Origin of the sequence: Aromatoleum evansii, assembly GCF_012910805.1 — a bacterium.
Taxonomy (GTDB): Bacteria; Pseudomonadota; Gammaproteobacteria; order Burkholderiales; family Rhodocyclaceae; genus Aromatoleum; species Aromatoleum evansii.
The window spans coordinates 1-17637 of sequence record NZ_WTVK01000081.1 but is presented as its reverse complement, the minus strand read 5'-3'; the positions used below and the strand labels follow the sequence as shown (position 1 = coordinate 17637).

The window sequence follows — 17637 nt, the reverse complement described above, 5'->3', positions numbered from 1 at the left end:
GCCCCCCTGGCACCTCCGGCCGACGCTTCCGCCGCGCCCCCCGCGCCCCGGCTTCTCGCACCCGGCGAAGCAGGCGAACTCCTCGCCGCCCTGCGCGAGGCGCTCCAACTGGTGCTGGAAACCGTCCTGCCGCCCCTTCTGGTCGAACAACCCGAACTCGCCCAGGAAGCCGCCGCATTCGCCGGCGCCGCGCGCACGAGCGCCACCGTCGACGACTTCGCCTCGCTGTCTCCCCGTCTGCGGAAATTCGGCTACCGCCTCGAACTCGTCGCCGGCGACCGCGCCGAGATCCACACCGGCGTCCTCAACCTTCTGCGCCTGCTGCTCGAGAACATCGACCAGATCGTCGTCGACGACACCTGGCTGCAGGGGCAGATCGAGGTTCTGCGCGAGCTCGTCGGCAAACCCGTCAACGTCCGCCTCATCGACGACGCGGAGCGGCGCCTGCGCGAAGTCATCTACAAGCAGAGCCAGCTCAAGCACAACCACTCCGAGGCCCAGCGCTCGCTGAAGGAAATGCTTGCCGGCTTCATCGACCACCTCGCCGACTTTGCCGCCTCCACCGGCGCCTACCACGACCGCATTGGCAGCTGCGCCGACCGCATTTCCGCAGCCAAGGATATCGGCGAGATCGGCGGAGTGCTGCTCGAAGTCATGCACGAAACCCGCACGATGCGCGACGAAGCGGCCCGCTCGCGCGACGAGCTGCAGGCCACGCGCGAACGCGTGCGCGATGCCGAAGCGAAGATGGACGCCTTGCAGCACCAGCTCGACGAAGCCAGCCGCCTGATGCGCCACGACCAGCTCACCGGCATGCTCAACCGCCGAGGGCTGGAAGAAGCCTTCGACAAGGAAGCCGCCCGCGCCCGCCGCCACCGCAGCCCGCTAAGCCTCGCCCTGCTGGACCTCGACAACTTCAAGCAGCTCAACGACAGCTTCGGCCACCGCACGGGCGACGAAGCCCTGGTCCACCTCGCCACCATCATCCGGCAAAGCCTCCGACCGCAGGACACCATCTCCCGCCACGGCGGCGAGGAGTTCATCCTGCTCTACCCGGACACCACGCTCGAACAGGCCCAGGCGGCGCTCGTGCGACTGCAGCGCGAACTCACGCGCAACTTCTTTCTTACGCACGACCGGAAAGTGCTCATCACCTTCAGCGCCGGCGTCACCGAATGGAAGCCTGACGACACGGTGGACAGCACCATCCAGCGCGCGGACGAGGCGATGTACCGGGCCAAGCAGACCGGCAAGAACAAGGTGGTCGCACATCCGCTCGCCTGAACGGACTATTTTTGTGGCGCTCAGGGATCGCCGTTCGCCCTGAGCTTGTCGAAGGGCTCCACCAGGACAGTATTTTGCGGCCTGTTGAATGAGGTACCAAAGCACGATGGCAGCCGATTGCCACGGGTGCCAGACGCCTGTCTGACCCATCGTCAGGCCCAGGGAAAATCTCTCTGCAAATTCCCTAAAGATTTTTCCGGCACCTCCGTTAATGAACTCAACGGCAGACAAAACGCCCGCGCAGATGCAAACAGGGCATGAAGCCGGGATAACCGAAGTCATCTCTCTCTAGGAGAATTATCATGGCAATGACGATCAACACCAACGTTGCGTCCCTCAATGCACAACGCAACCTGACGACCTCCCAGAGCTCGCTCGCCACCTCGCTCCAGCGCCTCTCCTCCGGTCTTCGTGTTAACAGCGCCAAGGACGACGCCGCCGGCCTCGCGATTTCCGAGCGCATGAACGCCCAGGTTCGCGGCATGAACGTGGCGATCCGCAACGCCAACGACGGTATCTCCCTCGCACAGACGGCCGAGGGGGCACTCGGACGGATCGGTGAAAACCTCCAGCGCATGCGTGAGTTGTCGGTGCAGGCAGCCAACGGCACCAACAGCGCCTCCGACATCACTGCCCTCGCAGCCGAATTCACCGCACTGAGCGACGAGAATACCCGGATCGCGGACAATACCAAGTTCAACGACACGGTCGTGCTCGGCGGCTTGACAAACATGACCTTCCAAGTGGGCGCCAACGACTCGGCCGACAACCAGATCGTGGTGACGACGACAGCAACCGCTTTCACTGCCACGGTGTTCAACAGCTCCGCAACCGCCCTGACCACCATGGCCGCGCTTGACGCCGATATCGACGCCGTGAATTCGACCCGTGCGGACCTTGGCGCCATCCAGTCCCGCTTCGAGTCGGCGATCGCCAACCTGCAGATTGCCTCGGAGAACACCGCAGCCGCCCGCGGCCGGATCGTCGATGCCGACTTCGCCTCCGAAACCGCGAACCTGTCGCGCACCCAGATCCTGCAGCAGGCCGGTACCGCGATGCTCGCCCAGGCGAACCAGCTTCCGCAGAACGTGCTGTCGCTGCTCCGTTAAACTGAAGTCGAACTAAACCGCAACACCGGCGCGGCGCATGAAGATGCCCCGCGCCGTTAGTCCTTCAGGGGGATACCATGTCGATCCAGTCCGTCAACCTGACACCCCCCGTCGTCACGCCGCCCAAGGCTCACACGACGGAACCGGCCGCATCGACGGCCACCGGACTGACCGCCGCGACCGACAGGCCGCGCGAAGCCCAGGCAGCCGATGTGCAAACTGCTGCCACACCCCCGTCCAGCGACGATATCATCAGGGCGCTCGACGAGGTGCGCGAGGCGGTCAAGCCGGTGGCACAGAGCTTGCATTTCTCCCTGGACCAGGACACAGGCCGAACGGTGGTCAAGGTCATGGACACGGAAACCAACGAGATGATCCGACAGATTCCGTCGGAAGACATTCTCAAGATCGCTCAGGCGATCGACAAATTGCAGGGACTGCTGATCAAGCAGCAGGCCTGAGCGTCGCAGGAGGTCCATCATGGCAATCAGCGCACCCGGAGTAGGCTCCGGCCTGGACATCAAGGGCATCATCAGTCAGTTGATGGCGATCGAGCGCCAGCCGCTCTCGCGCCTCCAGACGCAGCAGACCAGCTTCCAGGCCAAGCTTTCCGCCTTCGGCCAGATCAAGAGTGCGCTGTCGAAGCTGCAGGATGCCGCCAAAGCTCTGACCAATTCGTCGACCTTCTCAGCGACGACGGCAAAGGTTGCCGACGCCACGGCATTTTCAGCCACCTCATCCGCGTCCGCAGCGACGGGCGTCTACTCGGTAGACATCGATACGCTTGCCCGTTCGCAGCGCGTCGCGACCAGCGCGACGACCGCCCCCGCGGTCGCTCCCGGCGATCTCACGATCACCTTCGGCAGCTATGCGCAGGACGGTACCTTCACGCCCGACGGCAGCGGCGCGAAGACGGTGACGCTCGCAGCCGGAAGCACGCTCGCCGAACTGCGCGATGCGATCAATTCGGCAAAAACCGGGGTGACGGCGCGCGTCATCAACAACGGCACCGTCGATCAGCTTGTCCTTACCGGCGATTCGACCGGCGCGGGCAAGGCGTTCCAGATTTCCGGCAGCGGCGGCCTTGCAGGTTTCAGTTTCGATGCCGGCAATCCTGGTAGCAGCACCCTGAGCTCGATTCAGGCTGCGCAGGATGCCAAGCTGACTGTGGACGGCATTGCGATCACCCGCAGCACGAACACGATTTCCGATGTCATCGAAGGCGTGACCCTGACCCTGACGAAGGAGAACACAGGCCCGGTCGAGGTCACGATCGCGCAGAACAACGAGGTCGCAGACAAGGCCATCGACGATTTCGTGACGGCCTACAACGAGTTGAACAAGTTATTGCGCGAGCAGTCGGCGTATAACGCGGAAACGAGGAAGGCCGGCACGCTCAACGGCGACTCGGCGGTCCGCTCGATCCAGAACCAGTTGCGCAACATCTTCCGTAACCCGCTGACGGGTCTCGATGGCGCGACGATGCTTTCCGACATCGGATTGTCGTTCAAGCCCGATGGAACGATGACGGTCGACGACAGCAAGCTCGCGACAGCCTTGGCCGACCCGACGAAGAATGTCGCCGAACTCTTCGGCGGCAATGGCACCATTACCGGCTTCGCCCAGACGCTCGAAGACACGATAGGGAAGATGCTGGATACCGACGGATTGCTGACATCGCGTACCGACGGCATCAACCGCTCGATTGCAGCCCTCGAAGACCGGCGCGAGGTATTGGAATTCCGGCTCGAACGTATCGAGGCCCGCTACACGGCGCAGTTCACCGCATTGGATTCGATGATGGCAAGCTTCAACAGCACCAGCGCCTTCCTGACACAGCAACTGGCAAACCTCTCCGCCTCGAACGAGTAACAAGGACGCAAGAATGTTCGGCTCATTTCCCAATCGCGCCGCCGCCTATGCGCAGATCGGCGTCGAAACCGGGGTCAGCACCGCGGACCCGCACAAGCTCATCCTGATGCTCTTCGACGGCGCCCTGCTCTCTATCGGTACCGCATCCGTGGCGATGGAAAACCACGAGATCGCGGCGAAGGGCCAAGCGATCTCCAAGGCGATCGAGATCATCGTCAACGGGCTCAAGGCGAGCCTCGATCTCAACGCAGGCGGCGAGCTCGCCGCACGGCTGTCTGCCCTGTACGACTACATGAGCGAGCGACTGGTCTACGCCAACCTGCACAATAGCCGTCCGGCCCTGGACGAAGTCCACGGACTACTCGAAAGCCTGCGCGAAGCCTGGGCCGGCATCGCGCCGGGCGCGACGGCAACCACCGCGGCCGCCTGAGGAGAGCGCCATGTCCTCGCTCGCCCTGTACGAATCGATGAGTACCGTCTCGGCGGCAATGGTCGAGGCGGCGCGGGCAAACGACTGGGATCGCCTCGTCACGCTGGAGCGCGAAATGGCCGCGTTGCGCGACGAGATCATGCGCACCACAAACGCCTCACACGAGGCCCTCGGCAATGCGGAGGCGGCACGTAAGGCGGAACTGATCGCCGCCATGCTCAAGGACGACGTCGAGATCCGCAAGCACGTCGAACCGTGGCTCGCAAGCGTGCGCAAGCTGCTGTCGGGCAACGTGCGCGACCGTGCCGTACGCGCCGCCTACGGCGCTTTCGGCCCCTGAGGATCTGACAGGCCTCCGGACGGTCAGATGACACAGGAGCGCACACGATGATTCCGTCCGACCTCGCTGCCCGCCTGCGTCTGATCACCGAGGCGAGCCTCTTCGACAGCGAGCCGCCAATCAACGGCACGGCGCGCGTACGCGAGGTTCAGGCGCGCCTTCCCGAACTTCTGCCCGGCCAGCGCTTCGTCGCGACGATCGACCGCAAACTGCCCGACGGCACCTTCAAGGCCATCGTCGGCGGGCGCGATTACACGCTGGCCCTCAACCACTCCGCGACTGCCGGCGACACGCTCGAACTGGTCGTCACCCAGAGCACGCCCAAGGCGGTTTTCGCCCAGCTTGCCGATCCGATGCTCACGGGCAATGAAGGCACGCGCCCGACACTCAGCGCTGCCGGGCGGCTGATCGGATTCCTGCTCACCGGACAACCCGCGCCTCAACCCGCGACCCTCGCGGCGGGGAAGCCCATCGTCGCCGCGCCACCAGCAAACAACGCCGCAGCGACGCTGGCGCCAGCCCTGCAACAGGCGCTGTCGCAGAGCGGCCTGTTCTACGAATCGCACCAGCTGCAGTGGTTGTCCGGCAAGCTCGCGACTTCGGCACTGCTGCAGGAACCCCAGGGCGAACAATCGCGTGCCGCGGCGACGCCGTCGGGCGCCCCCGCCGCCGATGCGGCGGCGCTCGCCCGCTCGCCCAGCCTGCTGCGGACCACTGCCGAAATGGCGCCGAATACCGCCGCACAATCCGCAAATGCTACGGGCACGGCAGCCAGTGAAACCGACGCCGCGACCAGCGCCCCCCCCCCCGCCGGCACCGGGCGCGCGTGCAGCGGCCATTCCCGATCGCCTCGTCCCTGTCGTCTACCAGCAACTCGACGCGATGGCGACGCAGAACTACGTCTGGCAGGGCCAGGTATGGCCGGATCAGACGATGGAATGGGAGATCGAGGATCCGCAGCGCGACGACGAATCGGGTTCGGACGAACAGCCGCCGGAATGGAAGACCACCTTGCGTCTCACCCTGCCGCGGCTCGGCGGCGTGGAGGCCAGCCTGATACTGACGCCGGCGGGCGTCGCCCTGCGCCTGATGGCCGACGATGATGCCACGGTGGCGGCGCTGGCCAACGCCCGGGCGGCTCTCGACAGCGCCCTCGAAGCGGCCAACGTGCCGCTCACGGGCTTCGTCGCGGAGCGCCGCAATGGCGAACACTGAGAACGATCAGGGGCCGCGCGGCGAGGCCGTCGCGCTCGCCTACAGCAAGGGCGACGCGGCGCCGCGCGTGGTTGCGAAGGGGCGCGGACTGATCGCCCGCGAAATCATCGAGCGTGCGCGGGAAGCGGGAGTGTTCGTGCACGAATCCCCAGAGCTTGTCGGCCTTCTGATGCAGGTCGACCTCGACGCGCGTATCCCGCCCGAGTTGTACGTCGCAGTGGCCGAGCTGCTTGCGTGGATCTACCGCGTCGAGCAGGGCACTCCGGGCGCACAGGCCGGCCAGCCTGGTGGACCGACTCGCCCCTGATGCCAGGGCACCGATCTGTTGCGCGCGAGCTCGACCCTTGACTCCGGGCTCCTTCGTCGCCGCGTTAATAGTCGTGCTATAAACACCGTTTTGCCTCAACTCGTTGCCGATGCCCGCCCCCTCCGAAACCACGACGACGCAACGACCGCTGGATGCAGACGCCTTCGCCCGCTACGCAGTGCGCGACCCGCTCGAAATTGCGCGCCTGCTCAAGGCTCTCGTCGAGAAACGCCTGCTCCTGACCGCGTTCATCGACGGGGGTGAATCCTTCATCACGCTGACGCTCGCGGTGACCGACGACGGGGCCGTGATCGTCGATGCCTGCCCCGACGAAATCGGCAACGCGAAGGCCGGCAGCGCCGCACGCCTCGTCTGCACGACGCGCCTCGACAACGTGAAGCTGCAGTTCGCGCTGGAAACTCCGGCACGCATCGACTACGCGGGCAGGCCTGCCCTGCGCGCGGCGCTTCCCGAGAGCATCATCCGCCTGCAACGGCGCGAGTTCTATCGCCTGCCGACGCCCCAGACCGAACCGCTGGTCTGCGTGATCACCCACGTACCCGAGAACGGCCGCCGACAGGAGGTGCTGGTCCGCATCGTGGATATCAGCGGCGGGGGACTGGCGGTGCTCGTGCCGCCGAGGGAGCTCCCCTTCGAGCCGGGCACCGAATACAGCCAGTGCTCGCTCCGCCTGCCCGATGGCAATCCCCTGCCGGTGAGCCTGAAGGTCAGGAACCTTTTCGAGGTCGAGAAGGCGAACGGGGTGAAGGTGCTGCGTGCCGGCTGCGAGTTCATGGGCCTATCGAACCCGGCGACGGCGAGAATCCAGCGCTACATGTTCAAGCTCGAACGCGACCGGCGAATGCGCGAGGAACACTGAAACCGACCGCCAAAAACGCAGAAGCCGCCTCGCGGGCGGCTTCTGCGTCTGCATGCCCCGAACCGGGTCAAACAGGCATGTTCATGATGTCCTGATACGCAGTGACGAGACGGTTGCGCACCTGCACCATCTGCTGGAACGACAGGTTGGCCTTCTGCAGGTTGACCATCACGTCCTGAAGATTGACGTTGGGGTCGCCGGCGGAAAACTCCTGGGCCATGCCGCGCGCTTCCTGCTGCGCGGCGCTCACGTCCTTCAGCGCCCCTTGCAGCACTTCGGCAAAATCGACGCCGCCAGCCGCCTGGTTGGCGGGCGCGGACGACTTCGCCCCTGCCGCCTGGGCAGTGGCACGCAACTCGCCGATCATCTGGTTGATTCCACGCGTATCCATACGCTCGACCTCGAGACCGAGTATCCGTTGTCCTCAGTCTAGCAGAGCAATCGTCGTGCCAAAAGCTTGTAACGGCAACCGGCTTCCGTGGGAGCGGCTTCAGCCGCGAATTGGCGCCTGACGGGACCCCGTCGGTTGATTCGCGGCTGAAGCCGCTCCCACAAAAACCCGCTCGGCCGTTATGCAAACCCACCCAGCCACCTTGCGCCTGGCTTTCAGCGTCATGCGCTACACCTCGTAGCCCTCGTCGCGGTACTGCTGCAGCTTGTAACGCAAGGTGCGTTCCGAGATTCCGAGCTTTTCGACCGCCCGTTTGCGCGATCCGCCGACTTCGCGCAGCGTGGAAAGTATGTGTTCGCGCTCGAGATCCCTCATGTTTGCCGGCCGACCGACGCCGGCGGGATCGGGTCTCTGCGCAGGGGAAGCGGCAACATTTTCCGGCAACACGGCAAAATTTGCCGGCACAGGTGCCGTTTCGAACCGGGGCCCCGTTTCAGCCGCCCGAGCCGCTTCCGTCGCGACCCAGTTCGGCAGGCACAGATGCACCGTCTCGGCCGTGATCGTGTCGCCAGCGGCAAGGATCAGCGCGCGCTGCATGGCGTTCTCGAGCTCGCGCACGTTGCCGGGCCAGGAATGGCGCACGAGCAGTTGCTCGGCTTCGGGGCTCAGCCGCGCGCGCCGCTTGAGGCGCTCGCCGTGGCGTGCGAGGAAGTGGCGCGCGAGCGGCAGGATGTCGCCGGGACGTTCGCGCAGGCCAGGGATCGCGAGGGGGAAAACGTTGAGGCGGTAGTACAGGTCCTCGCGGAAGCGGCCGGCGGCGACCTCCCGCGCCATGTCACGGTTGCTGGTGGCCAGCACGCGGATGTCGAGTTCGACCGGTTTCTTGCCGCCGACGCGTTCGACCTCGCGCTCCTGCAGCACACGCAGCAACTTGGCTTGCAGGGCGAGCGGCATCTCCGAGATCTCGTCGAGCAGGATGGTGCCGTCCTGCGCCTGCTCGAACTTGCCCGGCTGGGACGTCTGCGCGCCGGTGAATGCGCCCCTCTCGTAGCCGAACAGCGTCGCCTCGAGCAGATTCTCGGGAATGGCGGCACAGTTGATCGCGACGAAAGGTCCTGTCTTGCGCGCCGAGTGGTCGTGGATGTAGCGCGCGAAGACTTCCTTGCCGGTACCCGATTCGCCGGTGAGCAGCACCGTGGCATCGGTGTCGGCGACGCGGGCGGCAAGCGCAAGCAGGTTGCGCGTGTGCGGATCCTCGGCCACGGTGTCTTCGGCTCCCGGCGGCTGCGAGGCGTAGCGTCGCACGTGTTCGAGCAGGACGTCGGGTTCGAACGGCTTCATGAGGAAGTCGCAGGCGCCGCCGCGCATCGCGGCAACCGCCTTGTCGACGTCGCCGTAGGCAGTCATCAGCAGGACGGGAAGCTGGGGCAGGCGCGAACGGATCTCGCCGAGGAGTTGCAGGCCGTCCATCGGCTGCATGCGGAGGTCGGTGACGACGAGGTTGAATGCCTGCCGGCCGATCTCGACCAGCGCAGCCGGTCCTCCATCGACGCCGGTGACGCGATGCCCGCCCATTTCCAGCGTGAGACACACGGCGTCGCGCAGCGCGGCGTCGTCCTCGACCACGAGGATGTTGATCTGTTCGATCATGAGGGTTCCTTCGTTGCCGTGACCTCGCCCCCCTCTTCGGGACTGGGCAGCGGCAGGCTGAGGATGAACAGGGCGCCCTTGCCCGGGCTGGATTCGACGGCGATATCCCCGCCGTGGGCCCGCGCGACGCCGCGCGCGATCGCGAGCCCGAGGCCGGTGCCGTCGGCACGGGTGGTGAAGAAGGGGTCGAACAGGCGCGCCTGGTGGGCCGGCTCGATGCCGCGGCCGTCGTCGCGTATGTGAAAGTACACCGCGTCGCCATCGAGCCTGGCCGTGAGCTCCACCGCGCCACCGGGCTCGGTGGCCTGGATGGCGTTCTCGAGCAAGTTCGTGATCGCCCCGCCCAGGGCCTTGCGGTCGCCGAGCAGGGTCGCGTCGCCGCATTCGCAGGACGACGAAAAGGCAATCTGTCGCGCCCGAGCCAGCGGTTCCAGGGTATGCACGAGCTCGCCGGCGAGGTCGCAGATGCCGAAGCGCTGGCGACCGAGGCTGTCGCCGCGCGCGAAGAGCAGCATGTCGCGGATCAGGCGTTCGAGGTAGCGCAGGCGCTCGATCGCCCGTTCGGCCACGCGCGCCCGATCTGCAGGGGCCAGCTCGGGCTGCTTGAGGTTGCCCGTGTAAAGCAAGGCGGCGGCAAGCGGAGTACGCAGCTGATGGGCAAGGCCGGCAACCATCTCGCCCATCGCCGCCAGCCGCTCGTTGCGTTCGGCCTGCAGGCGCATGCGGTGCGCGTCGGTGACGTCGTGCAGCAGGATGATGCGCCCCTCGCCGGATTCGAGTTCCGCCTCGGACAAGGAAACCCGGCGCGCACCCGCCTCCTCGCCGACGGTCATTTCGCCCGGCGTTTCTGTGGCATGCAGGGCTGCGGCAAGTTCGACCCACGGGCGGCCGGCAAGGTCGCAGCCCAGCAGGATCTCGGCCGCGCTGTTGCACTGCCCGACACGGCCGCCGCGATCGAGCATGACGACCCCCGCAGGCAGCGCGCCGAGCAGCACCGCGAGGCGTTCGGTGAGTTGCGCGACCTGGCCCTGGAGCGCGTTGTAGGCGTTGGACAGCTCTTCGGACGCGCGCGCAAACATCTCGAACGCCTCGGCGAGCTGGGCCGCGTCGAGGCGCTGCCCCACGCCGGGCACGGCATTCGGGGAAGCAGGAGGTGATTCAGCGGACATGGCTTGCAGGACCTGTTTTCACGGCTGGCAGATTAAGCTCCCATGCGTCCATGTTAACCGGCAAATAGGCGGCAAAAAATGCCGCTTTTCCACTCGCGCGATTTGCGCGCGCAGACGGACAATGCCGTCATCCGTAAGAGTGACGTGATCGAAGGACTCCACCATGGCCACCGCCGACACCGCCGTTGATCGGGGAACCCTGCCGCCGGCCCAGCAGGCGCTGCAGCGCTTCAATGAGCTGAGCCAGCGCCAGAAGCTTGCCGCGGGCGCCGCCGTGGCAATCGCCATCGCCATGCTGGTGGGGGTCTGGTTGTGGTCGCGGGCACCGGACTATGCCGTGCTGTTCTCGAATTTCGAGGAGCGCGATGGCGGCGCGATCGTCACGGCGCTGCAGCAGCAGAACGTCCCCTACAAATTTGCTCCGGGCGGCAACGCGATCCTGATCCCGTCGGGGATGGTGCACGACGTGCGCCTGCGCCTTGCCGCGCAGGGGCTGCCCAAGGGCGGGCTGGTCGGTTTCGAGCTGATGGAGAACCAGAAGCTCGGCGTGTCGCAGTTCCACGAACAGGTGAATTTCCAGCGCGCACTCGAAGGCGAACTCGCACGCACCATCCAGTCGATCGCGTCGGTGGCGTCGGCGCGCGTGCATCTGGCGATCCCGAAGCAATCCGGATTCCTGCGCGACGAGCAGAAGCCGACCGCCTCGGTGATGGTGAACCTGCACCCGGGACGGACGATGGATTCCGCCCAGGTCGCCGGCATCGTCCATCTGGTCGCGTCGAGCGTGCCGCAACTCGCGAACGACCACGTCAGCGTGATCGACCAGAACGGCACCCTGCTGACGAACCGCCCCGACCCGCTGCGCAACGCGGGCCTCGATGCGACCCAGCTCAGTTACGTGCGCGAGGTCGAAGCGGGCTATATCCGCCGCATCGAGACGATCCTCGCTCCGATCGTCGGCGATGACAACTTCAAGGCCCAGGTCACCGCTGACGTCGATTTCAACCAGGTCGAGGCGACCGCCGAGACTTACAAGCCGAACCCTTCGCCCGACCAGGCGATCCGCAGCCAGCAGATCAACGAGCAGGGGATGCGCGAGCCGGCCGCACAAGGCGTGCCCGGCGCGCTGAGCAACCAGCCACCCGTTCCCGCCACCGCGCCGATCACCTCGCCTCCGGTCGCGCCCGGAGGCACACCCGGAGCCCCGGGGGCCGCCTTCACGGGCAATCGTGCGGCGACGATCAACTATGAACTCGACCGCACGATCCAGCATACGAAGCAGGCGCTGGGTCAGGTGAAGCGCCTGTCGGTAGCGGTCGTCGTGAACCACCGCAACGAAACGCTGCCAAATGGAGAGTCGCGCGCGGAAGCGCTTTCGGATGAGGAGATCGCCCGCATCACCAGTCTGGTTCGCGAGGCGATGGGCTTCAACCAGGCGCGCGGCGACAGCCTGAACGTGTCGAGCGCGCCGTTCGCCGCCGGCCGTGCCGAATCTCAGGTACAGGTGCCGGTATGGAAGGATCCGGAGATGGTGGACCTCGGCAAGGAAGTGCTGAAGTATGTCGTGATCCTCGTCGCCCTCGCCTTCGTGTATTTCGGCGTGGTGCGTCCGCTGCTGCGAACGGTGGCACCGCCGCCTCCGCCGGCCCCGGCACCGGAAGAGGAGGAGGAAGGCGCGGTGGTGAGCTTGTCGCACCTGCAACCGGAAAACACCTTCGACGCGAAGTTGACCCGGGCCAAGGAACTCGCCACGTCCGACCCGCGCGTCGTCGCGAACCTGATCAAGGAATGGATGGGCGTCAATGAGGAAGGCAAGAGATGAGCTCAATGGATGAAGGCCTCGAAAAGAGCGCGATGCTGCTGCTCGCGCTCGGCTCGGACGAGGCGGCGGAAGTCCTCAAGCTGCTCGGCCCGAAGGAAGTGCAAAAGCTCGGCATGGCGATGGCCAGCCTGCCTTCGCAACAGCGCTCCAAGGTCGAGGCGGTGCTCGACGAGCTGGAGGAGCATCGCATCAAGGGGGCACCGGTCGAGGCCGACGAGGAGCAGATCCGCGCGATGCTGACCAAGGCGCTCGGCGACGAGCGCGCCGGCCACATCATCGCGCGCGTGCTGCAGGGCTCGGACACCGCGGGCATCGAGAGCCTGAAGTGGATGGATGCCGTGACCGCGGCCGACCTGATCAAGAACGAACACCCGCAGATCATCGCCACCATCCTCGTGCACCTGGAATTCGACCAGGCGGGCGAAATCCTCAAGCAGTTCCCCGACCGCCTGCGCAACGACGTGATCCTGCGCATTGCCACGCTGGACGGCGTGCAACCCGCCGCCCTCAAGGAACTGAACGAGGCGCTGGCACGCATGCTCGCGGGCGCCTCCACGGTCAAGAAGGCCTCGATGGGCGGCGTGCGCCACGCCGCCGAGATCCTCAACTTCGTCGGCGTCGCGGCGGAAACGGCGGTGCTCGACAACGTGCGCGAGTACGATCCCGACCTCGCGCAGAAGATCCTCGACGAGATGTTCGTGTTCGAGAACATCCTGGACATCGACGACCGCGGCGTGCAGACGCTGTTGCGCGAAGTGCAGTCCGACTCGCTCGTCACTGCACTCAAGGGCGCTGCGCCCGAGCTGCGCGAGAAGATCTTCAAGAACATGTCGCAGCGCGCCGCCGACATGCTGCGCGAGGATCTCGAGGCGAAGGGTCCGGTGCGCCTGTCCGAGGTCGAAGCGGAGCAGAAGGAAATCCTCAAGGTGGTGCGTCGCCTCGCCGAGGAAGGCCAGATTGTGCTCGGCGGCAAGGGGTCCGAAGATGCCTTCGTGTAAGCCCCCCCAAGCGCTCGGGAGCCGGTCATGAGCATCTCTCGCCATCAGGCGGTCGGCGCCTACCGTCGCTGGGAGCCGCCGACGTTCGGCGAACAGGAAGAACTGCTGCCCGAGACGCCCGAGGCCGACCTCCCTCCCCCTGCTCCGCCGGAACCCGTTGCAGAGACGGCTCCGCCGCCCGAGCCTCCCCCTGCCGTGCAACCGGACATCCAGCTGCCAACCGCGGCCGAGATCGAAGCGATGTTCGACGATGCGCGCCGCGAGGGCTATGAGGCCGGCTTTGCGGAGGGGGCTGAACTCGCCCGCCAGCAGGCGAGCCGCCTCGCAGAACTGGCCGACGGGCTCGACGGGGCGCTGAAGCAGCTCGATCAGGAGGTCGCAGACGAAATCGTCGGGCTGGCGATCGAGGTTGCGCGCCAGATGGTCCGCCGCGCGCTGGCCGAGAATCCGGAAGAGGCGCTCATCGAAACCGTGCGCGCGGCATTGAACCAGCTGCCGCAGGCGCAGGTGCGCATCCACGTGCATCCCGACGACGTCGCGCTGATTCGCACCTACATTGCCGAGCAGCCGACTCACCTGCACCACCAGATCATCGAGGATGACTCCGTGACGAGAGGCGGCTGTCGGCTGCAGGGGACCGCGAGCGAGATCGACGCGACGGTGGAGACGCGCTGGCGCAGAATCCTCGAGGGTCTCGGCCAACGCGCCCCCCACTGGGATGACAGCAAATGAACACGACGCGCGCCGCTGCGTGGACCGGCTACCTCGACGCCCACCGGCGCCAGTTGGCGAACGTGAGTCCGTTCGGGGTGTCCGGCCGCCTGACGCGCATCAACGGCCTGGTCATGGAAGCGGCCGGGCTCCGCCTTCCCCTGGGTGCGGATTGCCGAATCCTCGCGAGCGGCGGCGCAACCGTCGAAGCTGAGGTGGTCGGCTTCAATGGCGACAAGCTCTACCTGATGCCGACCGACGACGTCTTCGGCCTCGCGCCGGGCGCCGCCGTGATGCCGGTGGAGCCCGCCCCGCCACGCATCGTCCTCGGCGCCCGGCTGGTGCCCCGACGCCGCACCTCCGACCGCGCCAAGCACCTGCCTGTGGGAGAGCACATGCTAGGTCGCGTCGTGGACGGCGCGGGCCGCCCGCTCGACGGCCTCGGTCCCCTCGATGCGAGCGAAAGCCGCTCGCTGCAGAGCCGCCCTTTCAACCCCCTGACGCGGGCGCCGATCAACACCGCGCTGGACGTCGGCATTCGCGCGATCAACGCGCTCCTCACCGTCGGGCGCGGGCAACGCCTCGGCCTCTTCGCCGGCTCGGGCGTCGGCAAGTCCGTGCTCATCGGCATGATGGCGCGCTACACGTCGGCGGACGTAATCGTGGTCGGCCTGATCGGCGAGCGGGGCCGCGAAGTCAAGGAATTCATCGAACAGAACCTCGGGCCCGAGGGTCGCGCGCGCTCAGTCGTGGTCGCCGCGCCGGCCGACACCAGCCCGCTGATGCGCCTGCAGGGTGCGGCGTATGCGACGACGATCGCGGAGTACTTCCGCGACCGCGGCAAGCAGGTGCTGCTGATCATGGACTCGCTCACGCGCTATGCAATGGCCCAGCGCGAGATCGCCCTCGCGATCGGCGAGCCGCCGGTGACGCGCGGCTATCCGCCGAGCGTGTTTGCACGCCTGCCGGCCCTGGTGGAGCGAGCCGGCAACGGGCTCGAAGGCGGCGGCTCGATCACGGCCTTCTACACAGTGCTCGCCGAGGGCGACGATCAGCAGGATCCGATCGCCGATTCGGCGCGCGCGATCCTCGACGGACACTTCGTGCTGTCGCGCGCGCTCGCCGACCAGGGGCATTACCCTGCGATCGACATCGAGCAGTCGATCTCGCGCGCGATGCACGGACTCGTCAGCCCCGAGCACTTCGAGCTCGTGCGGCACTTCAAGCAACTGTTCTCGCGCTACCAGCGTTCGCGCGACCTGATCGCCGTCGGCGCCTACCAGCCCGGCTCCGACCCCCTGCTCGACCGCGCCGTGGCCATGTATCCCAGACTGGAAGCCTTCCTGCAACAACGGATCGACGAACAGGAAAGCTACCCCAACGCCCTTGCAGGCCTTGGCGCACTGTTCGCCCCGGGGTGAGCGTTGTCACGGGCCCTTGCGGCCCCACTCGTTTAGAATGCTTACAAAACCACATCGCACCGGGCCGTCCACCGGCGTCGGACGTTTCGCACAATGAGCAACCCCTTTCCCCTCAAGCCACTGCTGGAACTGAGCCAGACGCGCATGGACGACGCGGCGCGCCGTCTGGGCGAGCTCATCGCCAGCGAGCAGGAGGGCACGCGCAAGCTCGAACTGCTGCAGAATTATCGCGACGAATACGAGTCGCGTTTTCATGAAGCCGCGCGCAACGGCATCAGCCCCGACGAATGGCGCAACTTCAGCGCCTTCATAGGCCGCATCGACGACGCCATCGCCGTGCAAAAGGCCAACGTCGAACGTTCCCGCCAGATGACAGCCGCCGGCCAGCACGCGTGGATGACCCAGCGCAACAAGGTCAAGGCCTTCGACACGCTGCAGAAACGCCACGACCTCGGCGAGGCGCGCAAGGAAGCGCGCCGCGAACAGCGACAGTCCGACGAGCACTCGGCCAAACGCTACGTCAATCGCGAAGACAGCGACGAATCCTGAGTCGTTGCCCGCCGTTTCCAAGCTTGGCACACAGCTTGCTGAAGTGACGGCAGATACAGCCGTGAAAGGGAATCCACCATGTCGAATCAGGTCTTGACCAGCATGTTGCGCCTGAATGCTCCGTCTGCTGCGGCGCAGCCGCTCCAGCGTGCCGCAGAGGAAGGCCGGGCCGGCGGAAGCGAGCTGAACGACGACAGTTTCTCCCGCGCGCTCGACCGCCGCATGAACGCGGCCGAACGCCCACCCGCTCGCCCGGAACGGGAAAGACCGCAGGAACGCGCCGCACAGACGGGGGAGCGTCCTCGCAGCGATGCATCGGGCGAGACGCGGCGCAGCGGCGAAGCGAATGCACCCGCGCGGACCGACGACACGCGCAACGCGGATAGGGCCACCGCCGACACGGCCGACGCAGAAAAGACCGGCGATGATGCTACGCAGGATGCAGCAACGGCGGAGGGCGGAGCGCAGGAGGGCACGGGCGCCCGGCAGGACGACAGCGCGACGGCGGATCCCGCCGCCCAGGCGGCAAGCCTTGCCGCCCTGATGCCGGGCGTTGCCGCCTTGCCGGCAGCTGAAGCTCCGGCGGAAAGCGATGCCCTGCTGACCTCCGATGTGCTCCTCGACACTCCGAAACGCAAGCCGGGAGCCTTCACGCTCGGCCAGCTGATTGCAGAAGCCGCCTCGCAGAACGAGGCGTCGGGAAAGGCCGGCGCGGAAGCGGGGAGCGTCGCCGATGCGGTTGCCAAGGTGAAGGCCGACATTGCCGGCGGAAACACGCCCGCAGCCTTCGGGGCACGCCTGCAGATGGCGACACAGCAATCTGCCCCACCGGCACCCGGCCTGCAGGCGCTCGAGGCCGACGCGCAGGCAGCCGGTCTGCACGCCTCGGCGTTTACTCCCGGCACGGCGCGCACGGAACAGACGCCGCCGCAGTTGCAGGTCCACACCCCGGCCGGTCAACGTGCCTGGGCCGAAGACGTGGGCAACCGCATGATGTGGATGGTGGGACGCAACGAATCGAAGGCGGAACTCGTCCTCACGCCCGCCCATCTCGGCAAGCTCGAGGTCTCGATCCAGGTCAACGGCGACCAGACGACCGCGCATTTCGTTGCCGCCTCGGCCGCGGCCCGCGACGCACTCGAACAGGCGCTGCCGCGCCTTCGCGAAGTGCTGCAACAGGCGGGTATCAACCTCGGCGAGGCGAACGTGAGCACGCAAGGCGACCAGCGCGCCCGGCAGGATTCGGGAAGCGGATCGGGCCGCGGGCGTCGCGGCGCCGACGGATCGAATCCGGTCGGCGACGCCCGGACTGCTCCCCTCGCCCCTGCGTCCTGGTCCCGCACGGGCCTGGGCATGGTCGACACTTTTGCCTGAGGGATGAATTGGGGCCGGTCTTCCCCACTTTTCCGCAATTGGGTAACACGAGTTATCGCGGATAATTCAGTTGTGGAAACAGGAGAACTACATGGCCAAGGCCCCTACCCCCCCT

The 17637-nt window shown here is 66.4% G+C and carries 19 protein-coding genes; 15 read left to right on the top strand and 4 right to left on the bottom strand.

All coding sequences use genetic code 11. The features are described from left to right. The 6 genes from GO615_RS25130 to GO615_RS25105 form a co-directional block, all read left to right on the top strand. On the top strand, positions 1-1284 hold a 1284-nt coding region (locus tag GO615_RS25130), incomplete at its 5' end, for a GGDEF domain-containing protein (protein WP_169132601.1). Positions 1285-1586: 302 nt separating this feature from the next. Next, entirely contained in the window at positions 1587-2393 is an 807-nt protein-coding gene (locus GO615_RS25125) for a flagellin N-terminal helical domain-containing protein (protein ID WP_169132600.1), read from the top strand. A 77-nt stretch (positions 2394-2470) separates the two neighbouring features. After that, entirely contained in the window at positions 2471-2854 is a 384-nt protein-coding gene (locus GO615_RS25120) for a flagellar protein FlaG (RefSeq protein WP_169132599.1), read from the top strand. 19 nt (positions 2855-2873) lie between these two features. Continuing rightward, positions 2874-4265: a flagellar filament capping protein FliD gene (fliD, locus tag GO615_RS25115; protein ID WP_169132598.1), complete on the top strand. Its 1392-nt coding sequence runs from the start codon at positions 2874-2876 to the stop codon at positions 4263-4265. 13 nt (positions 4266-4278) lie between these two features. After that, positions 4279-4695 (top strand): flagellar export chaperone FliS, encoded by a 417-nt coding sequence (gene fliS, locus GO615_RS25110; protein ID WP_169132597.1) that lies wholly within the window; start codon positions 4279-4281, stop codon positions 4693-4695. A gap of 10 nt (positions 4696-4705) precedes the next feature. Beyond that, entirely contained in the window at positions 4706-5035 is a 330-nt protein-coding gene (locus tag GO615_RS25105; protein WP_169132596.1) for a flagellar protein FliT, read from the top strand. A 23-nt stretch (positions 5036-5058) separates the two neighbouring features. Here the strand turns inward: GO615_RS25105 and GO615_RS29025 are convergent, their stop codons facing one another. Next, a complete protein-coding gene (locus GO615_RS29025) occupies positions 5059-5667 on the bottom strand; it encodes a hypothetical protein (protein WP_246262451.1) in 609 nt (202 codons plus the stop codon). A 250-nt stretch (positions 5668-5917) separates the two neighbouring features. Between GO615_RS29025 and GO615_RS29020 the strand changes: the two genes are divergently transcribed. The 3 genes from GO615_RS29020 to GO615_RS25090 all read left to right on the top strand — a co-directional run bounded on the left by GO615_RS29020 (position 5918) and on the right by GO615_RS25090 (position 7437). After that, positions 5918-6250, top strand: a complete 333-nt coding sequence (locus GO615_RS29020) for a flagellar hook-length control protein FliK (RefSeq protein ID WP_246262450.1) — start codon at positions 5918-5920, stop codon at positions 6248-6250. Further along, positions 6237-6557, top strand: coding sequence for an EscU/YscU/HrcU family type III secretion system export apparatus switch protein (locus tag GO615_RS25095; RefSeq protein WP_169132595.1), 321 nt, complete (start codon positions 6237-6239; stop codon positions 6555-6557). Before GO615_RS29020 ends, GO615_RS25095 begins: the two co-directional genes overlap by 14 nt. A 109-nt stretch (positions 6558-6666) precedes the next feature. After that, positions 6667-7437, top strand: coding sequence for a flagellar brake protein (locus GO615_RS25090; RefSeq protein WP_169132594.1), 771 nt, complete (start codon positions 6667-6669; stop codon positions 7435-7437). A 67-nt stretch (positions 7438-7504) separates the two neighbouring features. Here the strand turns inward: GO615_RS25090 and fliE are convergent, their stop codons facing one another. The 3 genes from fliE to GO615_RS25075 form a co-directional block, all read right to left on the bottom strand. After that, positions 7505-7828 carry a flagellar hook-basal body complex protein FliE gene (fliE, locus tag GO615_RS25085; protein WP_050414853.1) on the bottom strand — a complete coding sequence of 108 codons (324 nt, stop codon included), beginning with the start codon at positions 7826-7828 and terminating at the stop codon, positions 7505-7507. A gap of 228 nt (positions 7829-8056) precedes the next feature. Continuing rightward, entirely contained in the window at positions 8057-9478 is a 1422-nt protein-coding gene (locus GO615_RS25080) for a sigma-54-dependent transcriptional regulator (protein WP_169132593.1), read from the bottom strand. Then, positions 9475-10647 (bottom strand): sensor histidine kinase, encoded by a 1173-nt coding sequence (locus GO615_RS25075; protein WP_169132592.1) that lies wholly within the window; start codon positions 10645-10647, stop codon positions 9475-9477. Before GO615_RS25075 ends, GO615_RS25080 begins: the two co-directional genes overlap by 4 nt. 163 nt (positions 10648-10810) lie before the next feature. On the opposite strand from GO615_RS25075, the gene fliF reads away from it, so the two are divergent. The 6 genes from fliF (at position 10811) to GO615_RS25045 (ending at position 17522) form a co-directional block, all read left to right on the top strand. After that, positions 10811-12469, top strand: a complete 1659-nt coding sequence (gene fliF, locus GO615_RS25070) for a flagellar basal-body MS-ring/collar protein FliF (protein ID WP_169132591.1) — start codon at positions 10811-10813, stop codon at positions 12467-12469. Further along, entirely contained in the window at positions 12466-13467 is a 1002-nt protein-coding gene (gene fliG / locus GO615_RS25065; protein ID WP_169132590.1) for a flagellar motor switch protein FliG, read from the top strand. The genes fliF and fliG overlap by 4 nt, the downstream gene beginning before the upstream one ends. Positions 13468-13494: 27 nt before the next feature. Continuing rightward, positions 13495-14199 carry a flagellar assembly protein FliH gene (locus tag GO615_RS25060; protein ID WP_169132589.1) on the top strand — a complete coding sequence of 235 codons (705 nt, stop codon included), beginning with the start codon at positions 13495-13497 and terminating at the stop codon, positions 14197-14199. Then, positions 14196-15599, top strand: a complete 1404-nt coding sequence (fliI, locus tag GO615_RS25055; RefSeq protein WP_169132588.1) for a flagellar protein export ATPase FliI — start codon at positions 14196-14198, stop codon at positions 15597-15599. The genes GO615_RS25060 and fliI overlap by 4 nt, the downstream gene beginning before the upstream one ends. A gap of 93 nt (positions 15600-15692) precedes the next feature. Further along, positions 15693-16148 carry a flagellar export protein FliJ gene (fliJ, locus tag GO615_RS25050; RefSeq protein WP_169132587.1) on the top strand — a complete coding sequence of 152 codons (456 nt, stop codon included), beginning with the start codon at positions 15693-15695 and terminating at the stop codon, positions 16146-16148. Positions 16149-16226: 78 nt separating this feature from the next. Further along, positions 16227-17522 carry a flagellar hook-length control protein FliK gene (locus GO615_RS25045; protein ID WP_169132586.1) on the top strand — a complete coding sequence of 432 codons (1296 nt, stop codon included), beginning with the start codon at positions 16227-16229 and terminating at the stop codon, positions 17520-17522. The last annotated feature ends 115 nt before the right edge of the window (positions 17523-17637 follow it).